General features: G+C 70.5%; 22 protein-coding genes and 1 tRNA gene. 12 read left to right on the top strand and 11 right to left on the bottom strand.

Annotated features, from left to right (window positions below; translation table 11 throughout):
- Position 1 precedes the first annotated feature (1 nt).
- From VNT59_RS17105 to VNT59_RS17095, 3 genes are read left to right on the top strand one after another with little or no spacing between them, the layout of a single operon-like run.
- Positions 2-1,102, top strand: a complete 1,101-nt coding sequence (locus tag VNT59_RS17105; protein ID WP_325500296.1) for a magnesium transporter CorA family protein — start codon at positions 2-4, stop codon at positions 1,100-1,102.
- Positions 1,099-1,866 carry a DUF72 domain-containing protein gene (locus VNT59_RS17100; protein WP_325500294.1) on the top strand — a complete coding sequence of 256 codons (768 nt, stop codon included), beginning with the start codon at positions 1,099-1,101 and terminating at the stop codon, positions 1,864-1,866. Before VNT59_RS17105 ends, VNT59_RS17100 begins: the two co-directional genes overlap by 4 nt.
- Positions 1,863-2,471, top strand: a complete 609-nt coding sequence (locus VNT59_RS17095) for a DUF1003 domain-containing protein (protein ID WP_325500292.1) — start codon at positions 1,863-1,865, stop codon at positions 2,469-2,471. The genes VNT59_RS17100 and VNT59_RS17095 overlap by 4 nt, the downstream gene beginning before the upstream one ends.
- Here the strand turns inward: VNT59_RS17095 and VNT59_RS17090 are convergent.
- Genes VNT59_RS17090 through VNT59_RS17075 form a run of 4 tightly spaced genes read right to left on the bottom strand, consistent with a single transcriptional unit; the run spans position 2,454 to position 5,290 of the window.
- Complete coding sequence (locus VNT59_RS17090) at positions 2,454-3,107, bottom strand: glutathione S-transferase family protein (RefSeq protein ID WP_325500290.1); 654 nt, start codon at positions 3,105-3,107, stop codon at positions 2,454-2,456. The two genes, VNT59_RS17095 and VNT59_RS17090, sit on opposite strands and share 18 nt — an antisense overlap.
- Positions 3,104-3,988, bottom strand: coding sequence for an amidohydrolase (locus VNT59_RS17085; protein ID WP_325500288.1), 885 nt, complete (start codon positions 3,986-3,988; stop codon positions 3,104-3,106). The genes VNT59_RS17090 and VNT59_RS17085 overlap by 4 nt, the downstream gene beginning before the upstream one ends.
- 1 nt (position 3,989) lies before the next feature.
- Complete coding sequence (locus VNT59_RS17080) at positions 3,990-4,673, bottom strand: dienelactone hydrolase family protein (RefSeq protein ID WP_325500286.1); 684 nt, start codon at positions 4,671-4,673, stop codon at positions 3,990-3,992.
- Positions 4,674-4,690: 17 nt separating this feature from the next.
- Positions 4,691-5,290 (bottom strand): 2-hydroxychromene-2-carboxylate isomerase, encoded by a 600-nt coding sequence (locus VNT59_RS17075; protein ID WP_325500284.1) that lies wholly within the window; start codon positions 5,288-5,290, stop codon positions 4,691-4,693.
- Between the two features lie 91 nt (positions 5,291-5,381).
- On the opposite strand from VNT59_RS17075, the gene VNT59_RS17070 reads away from it, so the two are divergent.
- From VNT59_RS17070 to VNT59_RS17060, 3 genes are read left to right on the top strand one after another with little or no spacing between them, the layout of a single operon-like run.
- The gene (locus VNT59_RS17070; RefSeq protein WP_325500281.1) at positions 5,382-6,128 is read left to right on the top strand and encodes an SDR family oxidoreductase; all 747 of its coding nucleotides are present in this window, start codon (positions 5,382-5,384) and stop codon (positions 6,126-6,128) included.
- A complete protein-coding gene (locus VNT59_RS17065; protein WP_325500279.1) occupies positions 6,128-6,631 on the top strand; it encodes a MaoC family dehydratase in 504 nt (167 codons plus the stop codon). Before VNT59_RS17070 ends, VNT59_RS17065 begins: the two co-directional genes overlap by 1 nt.
- Before the next feature lie 2 nt (positions 6,632-6,633).
- Positions 6,634-7,266, top strand: coding sequence for a MarC family protein (locus VNT59_RS17060; RefSeq protein WP_325500277.1), 633 nt, complete (start codon positions 6,634-6,636; stop codon positions 7,264-7,266).
- A 44-nt stretch (positions 7,267-7,310) separates the two neighbouring features.
- On the opposite strand, the gene VNT59_RS17055 is transcribed toward VNT59_RS17060, so the two are convergent.
- Genes VNT59_RS17055 through VNT59_RS17035 form a run of 5 tightly spaced genes read right to left on the bottom strand, consistent with a single transcriptional unit; the run spans position 7,311 to position 11,406 of the window.
- Complete coding sequence (locus VNT59_RS17055; protein WP_325500275.1) at positions 7,311-7,871, bottom strand: Crp/Fnr family transcriptional regulator; 561 nt, start codon at positions 7,869-7,871, stop codon at positions 7,311-7,313.
- 13 nt (positions 7,872-7,884) lie between these two features.
- Positions 7,885-8,523: an ABC-type transport auxiliary lipoprotein family protein gene (locus VNT59_RS17050; protein ID WP_325500273.1), complete on the bottom strand. Its 639-nt coding sequence runs from the start codon at positions 8,521-8,523 to the stop codon at positions 7,885-7,887.
- Entirely contained in the window at positions 8,520-9,476 is a 957-nt protein-coding gene (locus VNT59_RS17045; protein ID WP_325500271.1) for an MlaD family protein, read from the bottom strand. Before VNT59_RS17045 ends, VNT59_RS17050 begins: the two co-directional genes overlap by 4 nt.
- Positions 9,477-9,490: 14 nt before the next feature.
- Positions 9,491-10,294 (bottom strand): ABC transporter ATP-binding protein, encoded by an 804-nt coding sequence (locus VNT59_RS17040; protein WP_325500269.1) that lies wholly within the window; start codon positions 10,292-10,294, stop codon positions 9,491-9,493.
- A 2-nt stretch (positions 10,295-10,296) separates the two neighbouring features.
- A complete protein-coding gene (locus VNT59_RS17035; RefSeq protein WP_325500267.1) occupies positions 10,297-11,406 on the bottom strand; it encodes an ABC transporter permease in 1,110 nt (369 codons plus the stop codon).
- A 179-nt stretch (positions 11,407-11,585) separates the two neighbouring features.
- Between VNT59_RS17035 and VNT59_RS17030 the strand changes: the two genes are divergently transcribed.
- The 3 genes from VNT59_RS17030 to VNT59_RS17020 all read left to right on the top strand — a co-directional run bounded on the left by VNT59_RS17030 (position 11,586) and on the right by VNT59_RS17020 (position 15,851).
- Positions 11,586-13,127, top strand: a complete 1,542-nt coding sequence (locus tag VNT59_RS17030) for a CoA-acylating methylmalonate-semialdehyde dehydrogenase (RefSeq protein ID WP_325500265.1) — start codon at positions 11,586-11,588, stop codon at positions 13,125-13,127.
- Between the two features lie 157 nt (positions 13,128-13,284).
- Positions 13,285-15,045 carry a GMC family oxidoreductase gene (locus VNT59_RS17025; protein ID WP_325500262.1) on the top strand — a complete coding sequence of 587 codons (1,761 nt, stop codon included), beginning with the start codon at positions 13,285-13,287 and terminating at the stop codon, positions 15,043-15,045.
- Between the two features lie 248 nt (positions 15,046-15,293).
- Positions 15,294-15,851 (top strand): DUF2946 family protein, encoded by a 558-nt coding sequence (locus tag VNT59_RS17020; protein WP_325500259.1) that lies wholly within the window; start codon positions 15,294-15,296, stop codon positions 15,849-15,851.
- Positions 15,852-15,897: 46 nt separating this feature from the next.
- Here the strand turns inward: VNT59_RS17020 and VNT59_RS17015 are convergent, their stop codons facing one another.
- Positions 15,898-16,794 (bottom strand): c-type cytochrome, encoded by an 897-nt coding sequence (locus VNT59_RS17015; protein WP_325500258.1) that lies wholly within the window; start codon positions 16,792-16,794, stop codon positions 15,898-15,900.
- A gap of 220 nt (positions 16,795-17,014) precedes the next feature.
- Here VNT59_RS17015 and VNT59_RS17010 point away from each other — a divergent pair.
- From VNT59_RS17010 to VNT59_RS17000, 3 genes are all read left to right on the top strand, one after another.
- Positions 17,015-17,090 (top strand) — tRNA-Arg (locus VNT59_RS17010).
- Between the two features lie 210 nt (positions 17,091-17,300).
- Positions 17,301-18,518: a Xaa-Pro peptidase family protein gene (locus VNT59_RS17005; protein WP_325500256.1), complete on the top strand. Its 1,218-nt coding sequence runs from the start codon at positions 17,301-17,303 to the stop codon at positions 18,516-18,518.
- A gap of 144 nt (positions 18,519-18,662) precedes the next feature.
- Entirely contained in the window at positions 18,663-19,139 is a 477-nt protein-coding gene (locus tag VNT59_RS17000; protein ID WP_325500254.1) for a hypothetical protein, read from the top strand.
- Between the two features lie 143 nt (positions 19,140-19,282).
- Here VNT59_RS17000 and VNT59_RS16995 read toward each other — a convergent pair whose 3' ends face one another.
- The gene (locus VNT59_RS16995) at positions 19,283-20,842 is read right to left on the bottom strand and encodes a glycine betaine ABC transporter substrate-binding protein (protein WP_325500252.1); all 1,560 of its coding nucleotides are present in this window, start codon (positions 20,840-20,842) and stop codon (positions 19,283-19,285) included.
- Positions 20,843-20,904: the final 62 nt, after the last annotated feature.

The raw sequence follows: 20,904 nt of genomic DNA, 5'->3' as shown, positions 1-20,904 counted from the left end.
CATGCAGATCGTCGAGTTCGCGCACGGCACGTTCAGGTTCCTGGAGCAGCCGCCGAGCCGCGCGCCGTCGGCGGGTTTCGTCTGGATCAATCTGGAACGCGAAAACCTGGCCGCCGAACTCGCCGCCCTGCAGCACGCCGCGCAGCACCTGGGCGGATCGCCGCTCCTGGACCTGCACGTCAAGGACCTGGGCAACCGCTCGCACCCCTCGCACTACGACTACACCTCGATCTACGACCTGGTGATCTTCCGCCGGCTGGCGACCGAACCGGAGGTGCGCGCCTCCGAGCCTTCGCCGCCGGCCGAAGCGATCACGAACCTGGCGAGCTTCGGCCGCATCCAGACCCGCGCCGTCGGCTTCGTGGTGTTCGACCGGCTGTTGATCACGGTTCACCCGGCCGGGTGCCTGGCCGCCACGACCTTCATCGAGCGCTTCCTGGGCGACGCGATGCAGACCAACGGCGGCGGTGCCTCGGCGCGCAGCCGGCTGCCGCTCGGACCCGCCGACCTGATGCTGCGCATGCTGAACATGATGGTCGACAGCTACCTCGACCTGCGCAAGCAGCTCGCCACCGAACTCGATCGCTGGCAGCATGCGCTGCTGCAGCCGCGCTCGCGCGGCGCCGACTGGGCCGCACTGATGACCGCGCGCCAGGCGCTGCACACGCTCGAGGAGCTCTGCGAGGAGCAGCACGACGCCATGCAGGAGTGGCTCGACACCCAGCAGGAGCAGCCCTCCGGCGGCATGCGGCCGGCCGAACTCGATGGCCTGCTGGCCCGCGCGCGCGACGTCATCGAGCACATCGAGCGCGTGGTGCATCACGTACGGCGCATGGAACAAGGCGCCGAAACCGCGGTGCAGATCCACTTCTCGGCCCAGGGCCAGCGCACCAACGAGACCATGCGCGTGCTCACGGCGCTGACCGCCGTGTTCCTGCCGCTGAACCTGATCACCGGTTTCTTCGGCATGAACTTCGAGTTCCTGCCGCTGATCCATTCGGTCGAGGCGATGTGGGTGATGCTGGGCCTGATGGGGCTGGTCGGCCTGGGGCTGCTGGCGGTGTTCTGGCGCAAACGCTACCTGGCGCGTTCCGGCGGATGAGCAGCGCCGGTGCGTCGGCGAAGCTGCGGGCGCCCTGCTTCGTCGGCTGCGCCAGCTGGAGCCTGCCGCGCGATGCGCAGCAGCTCTTTCCCGGCGAGGGCAGCCACCTGCAGCGCTACGCCAGGCAGCTTGCGGCGGCCGAGATCAATTCCTCGTTCCACCGCGCCCACAGCCATGCCACCTACGCCCGCTGGGCCGCCAGCGTGCCGCCGGGCTTCCGCTTCGCGGCCAAGCTGCCCAAGACCATCACGCACGAGCGCAAGCTGCGCGACTGCGGCGCGCTCCTGCACGAATTCCTCGGCCAGGCCAGCGGGCTCGGCGACCGGCTCGGCTGCCTGCTGGTGCAGCTGCCACCCAGCCTCGCCTTCGACCAGCCGCTGGCGAGCGAGTTCTTCGCGCAGCTGCGCGAGGCCTGGGCCGGCCCGGTGTGCGCGGAACCGCGGCACGGCTCCTGGTTCGGCGAGGACGCCCAGCAGTTCCTCGAGTCGCAGCAGGTGGCCCGGGTGCTGGCCGACCCGGTGCGGCACGCGGGCGGCGAGCGCCCCGGCGGTTGGGCCGGCCTCGTGTACCTGCGGCTGCATGGCGCGCCGCGCACCTACTACTCCAGCTATCCGGCCGAACAGCTGGCGGCGCTGGCGCGACGGATGGCGCTCGCCCTGAGCGAGCAGCGGCCGGTGTGGTGCATCTTCGACAACACGGCGGCGGGCGCCGCCACGCATAATGCGCTCGTCCTGCAACAGTGGCTCGACAAGGAACCCGCATGACCAACCACCGGCGGCCGCCGCGCGAGGAGACGCCGTACCGCAAATCGGACACCGGCGACGACGTCACCCGGCAGAACGTCGAGGCGATGCGCAAGCTCGAGGAAGCGGCGATGGCCAAGCGCACCGGCGCCGACCGGGCCGCGGCGGCGATCGCACGCTTTTGCGGCAGCATGACCTTCGTCTGGATCCACGCCGTGGTGTTCGCGGCCTGGCTCGGCTACAACAGCCTGCCGTGGTTCGACGCGTTCGACCCCTACCCCTTCACGTTCCTGACGCTGGTGGTCTCGCTCGAGGCGATCTTTCTGTCCACGTTCATCCTGATCAGCCAGAACTACGACATGCGCGTGGCCGAGCGGCGCAACCAGCTGGACCTGCAGATCAACCTGCTGGCGGAGCAGGAGAACACCAAGGCCCTGCAGATCCTCGAGCGCATCGCCAAGAAGGTTGGCGCGCACCTGAGCGACGACCCGCAGGTGCGGGCGCTGGAGGAGGCGACCCGCCCCGAGGCGCTGGTCGAGCAGATCGAGGAGGCCTACCGCGCCGACAACGGGCAGCACCCGACCCCGCCCGACGGGCCGCGGCCCGACTCAGACAAAGGGCGGTGACAGCCGTTCGTTGGCGAGCACCCGCTGCACCGCCGGACGCGCGAGCATCCGCTGCAGGTACGGGCCGAGGTGTTGGTACTCGCGCGCCGGGCGCGACTGGCGGAAATTGCGGGTCCAGCGGCACAAGGTGAAGACGTAGGGGTCGAGCACGCTGTAGTCGGCGCCACCGAACCACGCCTGGCCATGCCGCGCCAGTTCGCCATCGAGCTGCGCCAGCAGCCCGGCGATCCGCTGCTCCGCGTGCGCCTTGACTTGGGCTGCGCCCGCGGCATTGCCTTCGTCGACCCAGCGCTCCGGATAGAAGTACGCCAGCAGCGTGGCCTGCAGTGTGTTCGTCAGCCACGCCAGCCACTTGTAGCAGTGCGCCCGCTGCGGCGTGCCGAGCGCCGGGGCCAGCCCCGCCTGCGGGTGGGTGTCGACCAGATGGAGCACGATCGCGGCCGTCTCGTACAGCACCAGCTCGCCGTCGACCAGCACCGGGATCAGCCCGTTGGGGTTGAGCCGCAGGTAGGCGGGCTGCTTGTGCTCGTTGGTCGCGCGCGAGACGCTGACGCGTTCGTAGGGCACGCCCAGTTCCTCCAGCACGATGTGCGGAATCATGGCGGCCGTGCCGGGGTCGAAGTGCAGTTGGATCATCGTTGGAGTCCGAAAAGACGCGCGCCATTGTTCCACGCGATGCCGGCGGCGCCCTCGGCCGGCAGGTCCCCGAGCCAGGCCCGGTAGCCCTGCATCAGCTGGTCGTAGTACAGCCAGCGCTGGTTGATCCAGGTGTCCGAGCCGATCATGAACCGGTCCGGATATTTCAGCAGCAGCTGCCGCCACTCGGGACACAGCCTGCCGCCGTCGCAGGTGAGGCCGGGCCGGTACGACAGCTCGCCCATGAGCAGCGGATAACGCGCCAGCAGCTGCTCCACCCGCGCCGGCGGCACGCCGCCGATGCCCGTGTGGGCCCAGATCAGCCGCACCGTCGCGCCGTGCGACGGCGTGTTGGCCATCAGCAGCTCGATCGCGACGTCGTCGACGTGGGCCAGCACGGCCAGCTGCCGCTGCTCCGCCAGCACCATCAGCTTCCTGGCCACCGGCCCGTTCGCGTTGGCGCTGTCGTACAGGTGGAACTCGCCGATGCCGCGGAACGGGCCCGCCGCGGTGCCCTGGGCCAGCTCGGCTCGCACCAGCTCGTAGATCGTCTCGTCGCGATGCCAGTGCTCGTAGTCGGCGCGGCTGCGGTACAGGCGCACGAACGGCACCACGGTCACGCCGGCCTGGGCCGTCCTCGGCGAGGCGGCGAGCGCCTTGCTGCCATCGTTGGGACGCGAGTTGGCGAGGATCGCGCGCACGCCGTTGCGCTGCAGTCGCGCCAGCACGTCCTCCAGCGGATGCGGCGTCTGCGCCTCGTCGTTGTAGTGCAGGTGCGCGTCGAACAGCGGCCCGGCGTAGTCGGCCGCGTGCGCGGCCACCGCCAGCAGCAGCGCCGCGGCTGCGGCCGCCGCCCCCGCCCCGCACCGCCGCACGCCCATTTCAGCCCAGGTGCTCGGCGAAGAAGGCCAGGGTGCGCTCGCGCGCCAGCCGCGCCGCGGCCGCGTCGTACGAGCCGCGCTGGTCGCAGTTGAAGCCGTGGTTGGCGTGGTAGACCTGCACCTGCACTTCCGGATGCGCCTTGCGGAACGCCTCCACGCTGTTCAACGGGATCCAGTGGTCCTGGTCGCCGAAGTGCGCCAGCACCGGCACCTTCGGCCGGCGCGCGACCTCGTCCGGGGTGGTCATGCCGCCGCCGTAGTACGGTACCGCCGCCGACAGGCCGTCCAGCGTGCAGGCCGCGCGCCAGGTGAGCAGCCCGCCCCAGCAGTAGCCGACGATGCCGACCTTGCCGGCGCCGGCGCCATGGCCGATGGCCGCCTGGATGTCCTGCAGCACGCCGGGCGCCGGCAAGGCTTCGACCGCCGCCTTGAGCGCCATGCCGGCGGCCATGTCGTCCTGCTGGTAGCCGAGTTCGACCCCCGGCCGCACCCGATGGAACGTCGACGGCGCGACCGCCAGATAGCCCGCCTGCGCGTAGCCGTCGGCCACCGCGCGGATGTGCGAGTTCACGCCGAAGATTTCCTGCAGGACGACGATGGCGCCCTTGCACTGCCCGGCCGGTTGCGCCACGTAGGCGGGAAAGACAAAGCCGTCGGCGGCCTTGAGGTCGATGAATGCTCCCATGGTGTCTCCTTTCCTGGTCACGCCTGCAGCCGTCGCTGCACGAAATCGAGCCGGTCCTGGCCCCAGAACAGTTCGCCGTCGATGGCGTAGGTCGGCGCGCCGAACACGCCCCGCTCCATCGCTTCTCGGGTGTTCGCCTCGTAGCGCTCCTGCACCGGCGCGCCGCGCGATTGCGCCAGCCGCTGCGCCGGCAGGCCCTGCTCGGCCAGCAGTTGCGCCAGCAGCTGCGTGTCGGCGATGTTGCGCTCCTGCGCCCACACCGCCTTCAGGATGGCGCCGGCGATCTTCATGCCGGCCGCCGGCCCGTCGGCGAGGTCGACCGCGACGATCAGCCGCGCCGCGTCGTCGCCGGCCACCGGGAAGAACTTCGGCTGCACGTTCATCGGGATGGCCAGGTGCTCGGAGAAGCGCTTGAGCTCGACCAGTCGGTAGGCCTGGCGCTGCGGTGCGCGCTTGGCCAGCGGCAGTCCGCCCGACATCGGGAACACCTTTCCGAGGTCGACCGGCAGCAGCCGCACCGTGGCGCCGGCCGCGGCGGCCATGGCCGCCAGGCGCTCGTGGCCGAGGTAGGTCCAGGGGCTCTGGGGCGCGAGGTAGTAGTCGACGTGGCGGTTCAAGAAGGTCTCCCGGCGCGGTCTGCGCCGCAGGTTTGCTCTAATGGCGAGTCCGCTTTGTAGCGCACCCACGGCTTTTTTGCAGGAGACGGTCTTGAAGCAGGTCCTACTGGTCACGGGCGGCAGCCGCGGCATCGGCGCCGCCACTGCCGTCCTCGCGGCGGCGCATGGGTATGCGGTCGCGATCAACTACGTCGCCAACGAGGCGGCGGCGCGGGAGGTCGTGCAGCGCATCGAAGGCGCCGGCGGCGAAGCGATGGCCGTGGCCGGCGACGTCGCCCGCGAAAGCGACGTGCTGCGCATGTTCGGCGAGGTCGACGCGCGGCTCGGGCGGCTCACGGCCCTGGTCAACAACGCCGGCGTGGTCGACGTGCCGTCGCGGGTGGCGGACATGAGCGCCGCGCGCTTCCAGCGCATGTTCGACATCAACGTGATGGGGACGATGCTGTGCGCCCGTGAGGCCGTGAGGCGCATGAGCACCCGTGCCGGCGGCAGCGGCGGCGCGATCGTGAACGTCTCGAGCGCGGCCGCGCGCCTGGGCTCGCCCGGGCAGTACGTCGACTACGCGGCCGCCAAGGGCGCGGTGGATGCCTTCACGATCGGGCTGGCCAAGGAGGTGGCGGCCGAAGGCATTCGCGTCAACGCCGTGCGGCCGGGGCTGATCGACACCGACATCCACGCCTCGGGCGGCCTGCCCAACCGCGTGCGCGACCTGGCGCACCAGGTGCCGATGGAGCGCGGCGGCACGGCGCAGGAGGTGGCGCAGGCCATCCTGTGGCTGCTCTCGCCGGCCGCCAGCTACACCACCATGTCGCTGGTCGAAGTGTCGGGGGGGCGCTGATGGCGCAGTTCAAGTACTACTGGGAAGACCTCGCGCCCGGCTCGGTGCGCGACCTCGGCACCGCGACCCTGACGGCGCAGGAGATCAAGGAGTTCGCCGGCAAGTTCGACCCGCAGCCGTTCCACCTCGACGAGGAGGCCGGGCGGCACTCGATCTTCGGCGGTCTGTGCGCGAGCGGCTGGCACACCTGCTCGGTCGCGATGGGCCTGACGGTGCGCAACTTCCTGCACCAGTCCGCCAGCCTGGGCTCGCCCGGGCTGGAAAACCTCAAGTGGCTCAAGCCGGTCTATCCCGGCGACACCCTGCGCCTGCAGCACGTGATCCTCGAGTCGCGGCCGCTGCGCACGCGGCCCGAGGTCGGCTTGGTGCGTTCGCGCTGGGAGATGTTCAACCAGCGCGGCGAGCAGGTGCTGCAGATGGAAGGCTACGGCATGTTCCGGCGCCGCCATCCGGCCACGGCCGACGAGATCGACCGTTCCGAGACCAACGGCGACAGGGATTGAACGTGGACCTCAAGCCGCTGGTGACGCTGCTGGCGATCGTCAATCCGCTGGCGATCGTCCCCTTCTTCATCCACTACACGCAGGGGTTCACGCCGGAGCAGCGCCGGCGCACCGTGACGACGGCCTCGATCACGGCGTTCCTGGTGATCGCGACCAGCGCCCTGCTGGGATTGAAGGTGCTGGAGTTCTTCAGCATCTCGCTGGCGAGCTTCCAGGTCGGCGGCGGCATGCTGCTGCTGATCAGCTCGATGAACATGCTCAACGCCCAGCCGGCCGAGGCGAAATCGAACAGCGGCGAACTGGAGGACGGCGCGCAGAAGGCGGCGATGGGCGCCAGCATCGCCGTGGTGCCGCTGACGATTCCGCTGCTGACCGGGCCGGCGACCATTTCGACCGTGGTGATCTACGCCGACCAGGCGCGGACCTGGCTGCAGCTGATGGCCCTGGTGGGCTACGGTGTCGTGATCGGGCTGGCCACCGCCTTGTGCCTGGCGCTGGCCGATCCGATCTCGCGCGTGCTGGGCCGCACCGGAATCAACGTGATGACCCGCCTGATGGGCCTGATCCTGGCGGCGCTGGCGGTGGAAGTCATGACGCTCGGTCTGCAGAAGCTGTTTCCGGGCCTGGGCCGCTAGCGGCTCGGCCGGGACCGCGGCCGGGACCGGCGCTGTGCTGCGCGCTACGCCGCCGCGTTCTTGCGCAGCACCTTCACCAGGGTGTTGCTGGTGTTGCGCAGGCGTTGGGCCAGCAACTGCGTCAGCTTCACCAGCAGCTTGGCGCCAACGGCCGGATGCGCGCCGATCAGGCGCCCGACGGCGGCGCGGGTCATCACGGCCGCTTCCACTTCACTCAGCGCCCAGCAGCTCGCGTAGCGCGGCTCGCCGTCGAGCATCGACATCTCGCCCAGCACGGCGCCGGCGCGCACCACGCCCAGCCGGGTGGTGTCGCCCGGCTCCTGGCTGTCGGCCTGCGCGCCGACCTTGCGCTTGCCGATGTCCACCGTGCCGCGCAGCAGGATCATCATCCAGTCGCTGGCGTCGCCCTCGGCGATGAGCAGCTGGCCCGGTTGCGCGCCGATGCGCAACATGTGCGCGCCCAGCAGCTCCGTTTCCTCCGGCGTGAAGTCGCGCAACAGCGCCGATTCGGCCCGCAACTCGGTGCGCTGCGACAGGTGCTCGCACGGGCCCAGCACCTGCAGCCCGCGCTGGCGCAACTGCGCTTCGATCGTGCGATTGGGCATGGCGCGGCCGGCGTCAGGGCTGCTGCCGCAGCCACTGGGCGATTTCTTCGGACGCCGCATCGACGGCGGCGGCGAGCGCGCGCACGCCCCCCGCGGCGTCCGGCGTCGGCGCGGGCCGCCGCACGACGACGCTGCGCTGCGCCAGCAGCCGCTCGCCGGCCGGCATGTTGTCGGTGAGCGTGGCCCGCAGGCGCAGCAGCCCTTCGCTCTGTGCCGGCGAGCCGAACACCTGCGAAAACTCCTCGAGCTGCAGCCGCAGCGTGCGCGGCAGGGTGCCGCGGCTGCGGGCCAGGCCCGAGCTGTCGCCGAGGTCGAGAACCGGCCGCTCCTGCGCCAGGCGCTCGCGCAGCCGCTGGCGAATCAGCTGCGGCACCGGCGCGCTCCAACGGGCGTGGGCGTACGGCCGCACCTGGTGGTCGTCCGCATAGCCGAGGCGGTACAGCAGCGGCGTGCCGTCCAGCGCGCTGTTCGCGTCGATGTCGGACAGCGCGATCGGCGCCTGGCTTCCGGCCGGCGCCGCCGCCGCCAACGCCACGGCCGGGCCGGGCCCGAAGTCGTACTGCGTGGCGCGCTGCGGCTTGTCGGGCGCGACCGCGCAGCCCGCGAGGGCGGCCGCGGCCGCCAGCAAGGCGATTCGAAGCAGGTTCTTCATTTGGCGGCTCCCGGTGCGGTGAAGCCCTGTTCGCCGGGGCCGGGCGGAACGCGGCCGGTACCGTAGATCAGCGATTGCGGGCTGTCGCCGATCGCGTTGGCGGTGCGCCCCAGCTGGCGCACGGCGCGCGAGGTTTCCTCGGTGACGCGGTTGATCCGCGGCAAGGTGGAGGCATTGAACGAATCGGCGGCGTGCGACAGCGCCTCGGTGCCCTGGGCCAGGCGGTCGACGGGCCCGTCCTTCTCGTTCAGCCGCCGGGCGGTGGCCCCGAAGTCGGCGGCGGTGCGGCCGATCTCGTCGGCACTGCGCTGCACCGAGCGCATGGTGCGGGTGGCTTCGGCCAGGGCCGGATCGACCTGCTTCGTGACCGTGGTGTCCAGCCGCCGGGCGAGCTGGCTGGCGCTGGCCGCCGCGCTGTCCAGATTCTCGAGCGCGCTGGCGAAGCGCTTCTGGTTCGGGTCGGACAGCAGCTGGTTGAAGCGCTTGGTGGTTTCCTCCACCTGCTCGAGGATCACCTCGCCGCGCTCGGTGAGTTTGGCCAGCAGGCCGGGCTTGAGCGGGATGCGCGGCGGATGTGCGTCGTTGGGCGGCAGCGGCGGCGCCGGCTTGCCGCTGTCGTCGAGCTGCACGAACGCCAGCCCGGTCACGCCCTGGAAGCTGAGGGTGGCGAAGGTGTCGCGGTTCATCGGCGCCTCCTCGTCCACCTGCAGCCGGATCAGCACGTTGCCTTGCGCCTGCGGATCGAAGCCGATCGACGCCACCTTGCCGACATCCACCCCGCGGTAGCGCACCGTCGCCTGCGACTGCAGGCCGGTGACGGTTTCGCGGGTGGAGATCTCGTAGACGTGGCGCACTCCGGTTTCACGGGTCAGCCACGCCGCCAGGCCGATCAACAGCGCGGTGACCACCACGACGAAGATGCCGGCAGCGAGGGCATGGGCTTTGTTTTCCATAGGCCTGGCTCTTTCTAGACCGCGAACGGGTATTCGCGCAACAACTCCATCGCGCGCTGGCCGCGCTCGCCGAGGAAGAAGTCGTGGATGAAGGGATGCTGGAACGCGATGACCTCGCGGGGCGGGCCGCTCACGATCACGCGCCGGTCGGCGAGCACCGCGATGCGGGTCGACAGCTCGAACAGGGTGTCCAGGTCGTGCGTCACCATCACCACGGTGAGCGCCAAGTCGCGGTGCAGCGAGCGCAGCAGCGTGACGAAGCCGTCGGAGCTCTCCGGATCGAGGCCCGCCGTCGGCTCGTCCAGCAGCAGCAGCGGCGGATCCATCACCAGGGCGCGCGCCAGCGCCGCCCGCTTGATCATGCCGCCCGACAGGTCGGCCGGCATCTTGTCGCCGTCTTCGGGTTTCAGGCCGACCATCTGCAGCTTGACCATCGCCGCCTCGCGCACCAGGGCGGGGGGCAGCGTCTTCAGCTCGCGCAGCGGGAAGGCGATGTTCTCCAGCACGCTGAAGGCCGAGAACAGCGCGCCGTGCTGGAACAGCATGCCGATGCGGCTGGCCATGCCGCGCCGGCCGAGCGCCGACACCGGCTGGCCGAGGACGCGGATCTGGCCCTTGTCCGGCGTCTCCAGGCCCAGCATCTGGCGCAGCAGCACGGTCTTGCCGGTGCCGGAGCCGCCGACGATCGACAGCACCTCGCCCGGATAGACGTCCAGGTCGAGGTTCTCGTGGACCACGAAGCGCCGCTCGGGGGTCGTGAAGACGCTGGAGAGGCCGTGGATTTCCACCAGCGGCGGCGCGGCGGCGGATGCTTCCATCGTCAGATTCCGTAGTCCTTGAACAGCACCGCGAACAGCGCGTCGACCAGGATCACGATGGTGATCGACGACACCACCGAGGCCGTGGTGCCTTCGCCCAGGCTTTGCGTGTTGGGCTTCACGCGCAGGCCGAAGTGGCACCCCACCAGCGCGATGAGCACGCCGAAGACCACCGACTTCGCGCTCGCCAGCACCAGGTTGTCGACGTTCACCGCCTCGGGCAGCGCGCGCAGGAAATAGGCCGGGGTGATGTCCAGCGACACGTCGGCGGCGATCATGCCGCCGACCAGCGCGCAGGTGGTGGTCCAGACGCTGATCAAGGGCATGGCGACGGCCAGCGCCATGGCGCGCGGCATGACCAGCCGGAACGCATGCGAGATGCCCATCACGCTCATCGCGTCGAGCTCGTCGGTGACCCGCATCACGCCGATCTGCGCCGTGATCGCGGAGCCCGACCGGCCCGCGATGAGGATGGCCGCCAGCAGCGGCCCGAGCTCGCGGATCACGGCGATGCCCAGGATGTTGACGATGTAGGAATCGGCGCCGAACTGCTTGAGCTGCTGCGAAGTGAGGTACGCCAGCACCACGCCGATCAGGAAACCGACCAGCGCGGTGATCGGCAGCGAGGTGCCGCCGATTCGATAGAGGTGGCCCGAGAAATCGCGCCACGGGCCCAGGTGCGGAGCCGTCGCGAGCCGCACCAGGTTGAGCGCGAGTTCGCCGATCAGCAGCACGAAGGCCCTGACGTGGCTGCCGCCGCGCAGCACGGCGCCGCCGAACGCCAGCCAGGCGTCGCGCAGGCCGGCGCGGCGCCGCACCGGCGGCGCCACCGTGAAGCGGGCGACGCGCTCCAGCACCGCGCGTTGCGGCGGCAGCAGCTCCAGCTGCTGCGGCCATTCGCGGCCCCAGTGGTCCCAGAGCCACTGCGCGCCGATATGGTCGAGCTGTTCGGCCCCGGTCAGGTCCCAGCCGGGCGCCGGCCTGAGGCTGGCCTCGAGCGAACGCAACAGGCGCGGCCGCGCGAATTGCGCCGCCGTCCACTGCCCGGCGACGAGCAGGCGGCCGCCCTCGGCAGCAGGCTGCTGATGAATGCGGGGAGTGTGGTCCGACACGGCAGCATCGTAATGGCAGAGTCAGGCCGGGCCCTGTAGGACGCCGGCGTGGGGTGCCGCCGGAGCGACATGGATGGGCTGGCGGGGCGGGTACAACCGCAAATCCCCGCCGTCGGGGCCGGCCGGGTCGAAGGTCTAGACTTGACGCTTCCTGCCCCCATCACGGAAAACCGCCTGCCATGAACGCACCCGATCAGCTCGCCCGCCAGACCAGCGCCACCGCCATCGACCACTGGATCGGCGGGCGCGCGGTGCCGGGCCGCAGCGGCCGCCACGCCGACGTCTTCAACCCGGCCACCGGCGCCGTCAGCGGCCAGGTCGCGCTCGCCGATGCCAAGGAGGTCGACAGCGCCGTGGCCGCGGCGCGGGCGGCCTTTCCCGCCTGGGCCGACACGCCGCCGATCCGGCGCGCGCGGATCATGTTCAAGTTCCTCGAGCTGCTCAATCGGCACCGCGACGAGCTGGCGCGCGCGATCACCGCCGAACACGGCAAGGTGTTCACCGACGCGCAGGGCGAGGTCACGCGCGGCATCGACATCGTCGAATTCGCCTGCGGCATCCCGCAGCTGCTCAAGGGCCAGTACACCGACCAGGTGTCCACCGGCATCGACAACTGGACGATGCGCCAGCCGCTGGGCGTGGTGGCCGGCATCACGCCGTTCAACTTCCCGGTGATGGTGCCGATGTGGATGTACCCGGTGGCGATCGCCGCGGGCAACACCTTCATCCTCAAGCCCAGCCCGCTCGATCCGTCGCCGTCGCTGCTGATGGCGCGCCTGCTGCAGGAAGCCGGCCTGCCCGACGGCGTGTTCAACGTGGTGCAGGGCGACAAGGATTCGGTCGATGCCTTGCTCGAGCATCCGGAGGTCAAGGCGGTTTCGTTCGTCGGCTCGACGGCCATCGCCCAGAAGATCTACGAGACCGGGGCGCGCCACGGCAAGCGCGTGCAGGCGCTGGGAGGCGCCAAGAACCACATGGTCGTGATGCCCGACGCGGACATGAACCAGGCCGTCGACGCCCTCATCGGCGCGGCCTTCGGCTCGGCCGGCGAGCGCTGCATGGCGATCTCGGTCGGCGTGCTGGTGGGCGACGCCGCCGACCGGATCATGCCGCTGCTGGCCGAGCGCACCAGGGCGCTCAAGATCAAGGACGGCATGGAGCTCGATGCCGAGATGGGCCCCATCGTCAGCAGCGCGGCGCACGGCCGCATCGCCGGCTACATCGGCCAGGGCGCGGCCGAAGGCGCGAAGCTGGTGGTCGACGGGCGCAAGTTCCATGCGGCCAAGGCCGGCGCCGGCTGCGACAACGGCTTCTGGATCGGCGGCACGCTGTTCGACGACGTGAAGCCCGACATGAAGATCTACCAGGAGGAAATCTTCGGACCGGTGCTCGGCTGCATCCGCGTGCCGGACCTGGCGGCCGCGGTCGACCTGATCAACTCGCACGAGTACGGCAACGGCGTCGCCTGCTTCACCCGCGACGGCAACGTGGCGCGCGAGTTCAGCCGCCGGGTCCAGGTGGGCATGGTCGGCATCAACGTGCCGATCCCCGTGCCGATGGCCTGGCACGGCTTCGGCGGCTGGAAGAAGAGCCTGTTCGGCGACATGCACGCCTACGGCGAGGAAGGCGTGCGCTTCTACACCAAGCAGAAGTCGATCATGCAGCGCTGGCCCGAGAGCATCGGCAAGGGCGCCGAGTTCGTGATGCCGACGGCCAAATAGAAGAAGGAACCCAGCAGCCGAACGCAGAGGGCGCAAGAGGACGCAGAACACGCAGAAGAAAACCTCCTGATGGATTTTTCTGCGTCCTCTGCGCACTTCGCGCCCTCTGCGTTCGGCTGTTGGGTTTTCCGCATACCGGCAACGAGGAGCAGGCGACATGAGTGACAGCACGTTCGACTACATCATCATCGGGGCCGGCACGGCGGGCTGCCTGCTGGCCAACCGCCTCAGCGCCGATCCGTCCAAGCGGGTGCTGCTGATCGAGGCCGGGCGCCGGGACGATTACCACTGGATCCACATCCCGGTCGGCTATCTGTATTGCATCGGCAACCCGCGCACCGACTGGATGTACCAGACCGAGGCCGACGCCGGCCTCAACGGCCGCAAGCTGCGCTACCCGCGCGGCAAGACGCTGGGCGGCTGCTCCAGCATCAACGGGATGATCTACATGCGCGGCCAGGCGCGCGACTACGACAGCTGGGCCCAGGCCACCGGTGACGCCGGCTGGACCTGGCAGCAGTGCCTGCCCTACTTCAAGAAACACGAGGACCACTACCGCGGCGCGGACGCGGCGCATGGCGCCGGCGGCGAGTGGCGGGTGGAGCGGCAGCGCCTGCGCTGGGACATCCTCGATGCGTTCGCCCAGGCGGCGCAGCAGGCCGGCATCCCCGCGACCGACGACTTCAACCGCGGCGACAACGAGGGCGTCGGCTACTTCCTGGTCAATCAGAAAAAGGGCCTGCGCTGGAGCGCGGCGCGCGCCTTCCTGCGGCCGGTGTGCTACGGCCGCCGCAACTTCGAGATGTGGACGTCGGCCCAGGTCACCCGCCTGCAGCTGGAAACCCAGCCCGACGGCAGCAAGCGCTGCACCGGCGTGCAGGTGTGGACCGGCCAGGAAATGGCGGTCGCGCATGCCAGCGGCGAAGTGATCCTGAGCGCCGGCAGCATCGGCTCGCCGCAGCTGCTGCAGCTCTCTGGCATCGGCCCGGCCAGCCTGCTGCGGGCCAACGGCGTGCCGGTCGTGCACGACTTGCCGGGCGTCGGGGCCAACCTGCAGGACCACCTGCAGATCCGCGCCGTCTTCAAGGTGGACGGCGTGCGCACCCTCAACACGATGGCCAACAGCCTGCTCGGCAAGGCGCAGATCGCGCTGCAGTACGCGCTGATGCGCAGCGGTCCCATGAGCATGGCGCCATCGCAGCTGGGGGCCTTCACGCGCAGTTCGCCCGACCGGCCGTACCCGAACGTCGAGTACCACGTGCAGCCGCTGAGCCTGGACGCCTTCGGCGAACCGCTGCACGACTTCAATGCGTTCACGGCCAGCGTGTGCAACCTCAACCCCACCAGCCGCGGCAGCGTGCGCATTCGCAGCAACAAGTTCGAGGAGGCGCCGCTGATCGCGCCCAACTACCTGAGCACCGCCGAGGACCGCCAGGTCGCGGCCGAGTCGCTGCGGCTGACGCGCAGGATCGTCGCGCAGCCGGCGCTGGCGAAATTCCAGCCGCGCGAATGGAAGCCCGGCGCGCAGTACCAGAGCGACGAGGAGCTGGCACGGCTGGCCGGCGACATCGCCACCACGATCTTCCATCCGGTGGGCACCACCAGGATGGGCCGCGACGACGATCCGATGGCGGTGCTCGACTCGCGGCTGCGGGTGCGCGGCGTTGCCGGACTGCGGGTGGTCGACGCCGGCGCCATGCCGACGATCACCAGCGGCAACACCAATTCGCCCGTGCTGATGATGGCCGAGAAGGCCGCCGAGTGGATCCTCGGCGAGGCCGCCGGCGCCCGCCCGGCGCCGTCCGCGATCTCGCTCGCGCCGCAACAGGAAGACACGGAGAAGAGCACGGTCGTACTTTTTTCGACCCATTCCCCAGGGCGGGAAAGTCCCGATGCTGCGGCTGGGTCGCAGGGCTAGAGTGGCCTCACTCGCAAGCGGGCAGTCAGGGGCCCGCGGGGGCGAGGGACCGAGGAGACAAGCCCAGAACACGCACAAGATCTGTTGCAGGCAAACAGAGAACATGCCGCTTCGACAGGCGCCGCTCAAACCAGCGGCGCTTTTTTTTGCGCCGTGCCAACCCGTCCTGTCCCTTCCGGCCACATGGGCATTGCCCTGCACCCGGCCCAGCCCGCAACCGGCCGCCGCCGCTCATAATCGTCGGCACCATGGATGACATCGTCCGGCAGGCCCTCGCGAAATGGCCCAACGTCCCCCACTGCTACGGCTGGCTCGGGCTCGACCGCCGCGGCCAGTGGTACATGCGGGACGACCGGGTGCAGGCCGCCGGGCCGTTTCCGGTCAGCAAGGGCGCGCTGCTGCGCCACGAGAAGCTGATCGACTTCATCCAGCGCAACTACGAGCACGACGAGCGGGGCCAATGGTTCTTCCAGAACGGCCCGCAACGCGTGTACGTGGAACTGGAGATCACGCCCTACGTGTGGCGCATCGAATCGGACTTCCGGGTGATCGCGCATACCGGCCAGCCGGCCCGGCCGCGGCGCGCGGTGGTGGACGAAGGCGGCCGGCTGTACTTGGAGACCGATCTCGGTTTCGGCCTGGTGCATTCCCTCGATATGGGCACGGCGGCCGACGCGATCGAGCAGGGTCGCTGGACGCCGGAGACGATGCGCGCGGCCGAAGTGCCCCAGCACTTCGGCTTCGTCTGCAGCCCCGCGACGCTGCGCCAGTCGGCCGGCGCGCCGCAGCCTTCGCCGCGCCCATGAAAAAAGGCCGGTCGTGCGACCGGCCTTCCTGCTTCGCGTGCGGCTGTTACTTGGCCGCGTTCGCCATGTATTCGACCGCCGCCTGGATCTCCGCGTCGCTGGCGGACGTGCCGCCCTTGGGCGGCATGGCGTTCTTGCCCTTGATCGCGTTCTGCACCAGCGCCGGCATGCCTTGCTGCACGCGCGGTGCCCAGGCGGCCTTGTCGCCGAACTTGGGCGCGCCGGCGATGCCCGCACCGTGGCAGGTCACGCAGGCCTTGTCGTAGAGGGCCTTGCCGCCACCCGCGCTCGCTGCGGCGGGCGCAGCAGCGACGGCGGGCGCAGCCGGGGCGGCGGCAGCGGCGGGCGCAGCCGCCACCGTGGCCGAAGCCGGCGCCGACGCGGCAGCGGCCGGCGCGGACGCGCCCGCCGCGGGCCGCTCCGGCACCGGGAACTTGGCGCCGGCGGCATTGGCCATGTAGGCCACGCCGCGCGCGATCTCGGTGTCGTCGAAATCGCCGCCGCCTTGCGCCGGCATCGCGCCCTTGCCCTTCAGGGCCGACTGCACCAGGGCGTCGAACCCGGTGGGGATGCGCGCGGCCCAGGCCGACGCGTCGCCGAACTTCGGTGCGCCGGCGACGCCGGCGGTGTGGCACGCCGTGCATTGCGCCTTGAACACGTCCTCGCCGCTGCGAAGCGGACGGTTGGCATCGCGGATTTCGACCATGCCGACCTTGCGGATGCGCTCGGCCATGCCGCGCTCGAGGTCCTGCGGGGTGATGCCGCCGAGCGCCTGCTTTTCCGCCTGGAGGCTGCCGGCCGGCTTGTGGTCGGACACGACGTAGGTGACGAGCCCGATGATCACGAACACCGGCACGACGAATGAAAGGAGCACCGTCATCAGCAGCTGCTTGGGTGTCCTGATCGGGCCGGTGTGGGCTTCTTCGTGCATGGGATCGCTCATGTTGTCTCGTGAGTGGGGCCGTGAGAGGGAACCTTCGATTATAGCCAGCGGGTCCTCGCCGCCCGGGTCGGTCGCGGGGCCAGCCACGGCGGGCCGCCCGATCGACGATAATGCGCGCTCGCTTGGTCAAGATGCGGCTGCGGCTCGGTGGAAAAGCCCCGGCGTGGGCAGCCCCGCGGCGCCGCGTGCGACAATGCGAATATTGGCCCAGCGCCCAAAAGCGGCTGTAGCTCAGTGGATAGAGTATCGGCCTCCGAAGCCGAGGGTCGTGGGTTCGATCCCCGCCAGCCGCGCCAATTCCAGTTTCTGCAGGGAGTAGCGACTCACCGACATGGTGAAAGACGCGTCGCTCCTTCTTCGTTCCGTTCTGCGAACGCCGATCGAGACCGGTGGTCAGGGTCTCGATCTTTCTTCCATGGGCCACGGGTAGCCCCCTGCCCTCGCGGCTCGCGTTCCGGGGCCCACACCCGCTTGCTGCGCCCGTGCCCCTATCGCACACTCGCCGGATGCACACGTCCGACGAAGCCGCAGAATTCCAACGCAGGCACGATGCGCTGATCGCCGCCATCCGCGCTGCGGGCGTGGACCGCCATGTGCTGGCCACGACCGAGAGCATCTACTACTTCACCGGCGCGACGTATGAACCGCTGGAGCGGCCGGTGTTCCTCGTCGTCGGCGCCGACGGCTCGCGGCGTCTGCTGGCGCCGCTGCTCGAGGCCGAGCACCTGGCCAAGGCCTGGGGCGTCGAGAGCCGGATCAGTTCCTACCGCGAATTCCCCGCTCCCGCGGGCCAGGGCTGGGCCGACGTGTTGTTCGGCGATGGCCTGGTCGGCGCCGCCTTCGGATTCGAGCCCGGCGCGGGCTGGGCCATCGGCGAGCGGCTGCGCGCGGGCGGCGGCACGGCACTCGAACTCGTCGAGCCGCTGCGACTGGTCAAGTCGCCTTGGGAAATCGAACGGATCGAACGCGCCGCCTCGTATGCCGACTGGGGTGTCGCACGCGTGCTGCGAGCCGCCTGGGCTGGCGCGACGGTGGCCGACACCTACGCGGTGACGCAGGCGCTCACGCGCAAGATCGTGCGCGAGCTCCCGGACTGGGATGCATTGGCGACCAAGGTCCTTGCGGCGGCCTGGCCCGCGCCGCACAGCGCCAAGCCGCACTCGGTTCCGCGGCTGCACGACCGCCTCGGGCCCGGCCCGCACGTCGCCCTGGTGCTGACCCGCGTGAACGGCTATGCCGCCGAATGCGAGCGCACCTTCTTCACCACGCCTCCAGGCCCCGCGGAACGCGAGACATTCGGCGCCATGACCCGTGCGCGGGAGATCGCCTTCGGATTGATCCGGCCCGGGATGCACTGCGCGGAAATCGACGCGACCGTCACCGAATTCTTGCGCGACTGCGGGTACGGCGATTTCCGCACCCGCCTGCATCGCTGCGGACACGGCTTCGGGCTGGGGAACCACGAGGCGCCGTGGATCGCCGAGGGCAGCGATCACGTGCTGGCTTCCAACATGGTCATCTCGATCGAGCCGGGGCTCTACGTCCCGGGCGTGGGCGGCTACCGGCACAGCGACACCGTCCTGGTCACGGAAGGCGGGTGCCGCCGGCTGACCAGCGCCCCGTCGGGCCTGGGCGAGCTCGTGCTGCCGAGCGGCAGCTTGCGCCAACGACTCGCCACCTGGGCGATCGGCCGGGCCCTCGGTTTGCCGGCGACGGCCGACTGAGGCGAACCCGCCAGCCGGGCGGCTGCTCGCCCGGCGCCGTCCCCACTGGGGCCTCGCGGCCGGGCGCATCTGTCCCGCCATCCGTTCAGCCTTCGTTCACGCAAGCGCCTGCACCATATGTTCACCCCAACCAAGGAGCGAACCATGAACCGCCTCTTTTCCGCCAAGTCCCTCGTCGTCGCCGCCGCCGCGCTGGGCGCCGTCGCGGTCGCATCGGCGGCTCACGCCGGCTCGGACGTCATCTTTTCCATCGGCGTCAATGCGCCCTACGGCTACGTCCAACCGGCGCCGCGGTACGTCGATCCGCAGCCTGTGTACGTGCAGCCGCAGCCGGTGTACGTGCAGCCGCAGCCGGTGTACGTGGAGCCGCAGCCCGTGTACGTGCAGCCGCGGCCGGTGTACGTGCAGCCCCAAGCCGTGTACTACGGCCATGACCGCCGCTGGCAGCGCACCGGCCCCTACGGTGACTGGGACCGTGACGGTATCCCCAACCGTTTCGATCGCGATTCGCGCTTCTACGAGCAGCGTGCTTCCTACGGGCGCGGCCCCTGGGGCGACGCCGACCACGATGGCGTGCCCAATCGCTACGACCGCGCGCCGTTCAACCCGCGCCTGCGCTGATCGCACGGCGTCGCCGCCGCCTCGGCGTGCGGCGCCGGGCTGCGGGCCCGCGTGCCGCGCCATTGGCACTTGACGCCGCACCCAGGGCGCGATGGCTCCAACGGCGCGGCCGTGGCCCGCATGTGAACCGGGCCATGCCGCGCCTACCGCCTTTCGGCCTCCGCCGCGCCGGCGCGGGCGAAACGCCGGCGCAGCAGCAACCATTCAAGGCCATCGAAGGCCCACTGGGTCAGCAGCGCGAGGATCGCCGCCGGAATCGCGCCGGCGAGCATGAAGGCCGTGTCGTTGATGGCCAGCCCGGCGACGATGCGCTCGCCCAGCCCGCCCGCGCCGATGAAGGTGGCGACCGTGGCGACGCCGACGTTCAGCACCGCGGCGGTCTGGATGCCGGCGAAGATGGTGGGCGCGGCCAGCGGCAGCTCGATGTCGCGCAGCACCTGGCCGCCGCGCAGGCCGAGCGCCAGCCCCGCCAGCCGCATGCCGGCCGGCACCGAAGCCAGCCCCGCGTGCGTGTTGCGCACGATCGGCAGCAGCGCATAGAGCGACAGGGCCAGCAGCGCCGGCAGGAATCCGATGGTGCCCACCAGCGCGATCAGGAACGCCAGCAGCGCCAGCGACGGCACCGTCTGCAGCATGCCGACCAATGCCAGCAGTGGCCGGCCGAGCCCGGGGCGGCGCGAGGCCAGCACGCCCGCCGGAATGCCGATGGCGGCCGCGATCGCGACCGAGGCGAACACCAGCGTCAGGTGCTCGCGCAGCAGCCGCGGCAGGTCGGGGGCCAGCAGGCGATCCAGGAAGCCCTGGCCCTGGGTGGCCCGGGCTGCCGTCGCGGCGGCCGCGCGGGATGCGCCGGCCGCCTGATGGCGGGCCAGGAAATCGTGCGCCACCTGCTCGAAGGTCCTGCCGTCGATCTCGGCTTCGGCGTTCATCGCCTGCATCGCGCGATCGTCGATGCGTCCGGTGAGCGCCGCGGCCAGCGCACGTTCGTCCAGCGTCGAGCGCATCAGCAGCACCGCGTCGTAGCGCGGAAAGAAGTTGCGGTCATCGCGCAGCACGCGCAGCCGCAGGCGCGCGATCTGGGCATCGGTGGTGTAGGCGTCGACCACGTCCACCTGCTTGCGGGCGAGCGCCTGGTACGCCAGGCCGTGGTCCAGCCCGCTGCCGGGGGTGAACGCGAGCCCATACGCCGCCTTGAGCGCGTTCCAGCCGTCGGCGCGCGCCAGGAACTCGTGCGACAGGCCGAGACGCAGCGATCCGCCGCTCTTCGCCAGATCCGACAGCGTCGCGATGCCCAGGCGGGCGGCGTCATCCTCGCGCATGGCCAGCGCATAGCTGTTGTTGAAGCCGAGCGGCACCGCCGCCTTCAGTCCTTTCGGGGCGAGCCAGCGGTTGATCTGCTCCAGGGAAGGGGCGCCGGCCTCGGCCCCCTCCTTCTTCAGCAGCTCGCGCACGATGGTGCCCGTGTATTCGGGATACACGGCGATGGATCCAGTGGCCAGCGCCTGCTCCATCACCGCCGTGTTGCCCAGTCCCTGGCGGTGCACCGCAGGCACGCCGGCATCGACCAGCACCTGGCGCGTGATCTCGCCCAGCACGTAGCTTTCGGTGAAACGCTTGGAGCCGACCACGACCGGGTCGGCCGCCTGCGCCGGCATGGCCGTCCCCAGCAGGCCGAGGACTGTGACGAAGGTCGCGAGGATCATCTCAGCCGCAGAGTATCGGTCAAGCGCGCCGGCGGCACGAGGGCGACATGCCCGGCGCCAAG

The organism is Ramlibacter sp. (genome assembly GCF_035554825.1).
In the GTDB taxonomy this organism is placed as follows: domain Bacteria; phylum Pseudomonadota; class Gammaproteobacteria; order Burkholderiales; family Burkholderiaceae_C; genus Ramlibacter.
This window is presented reverse-complemented; position numbering and strand designations above follow the sequence as displayed.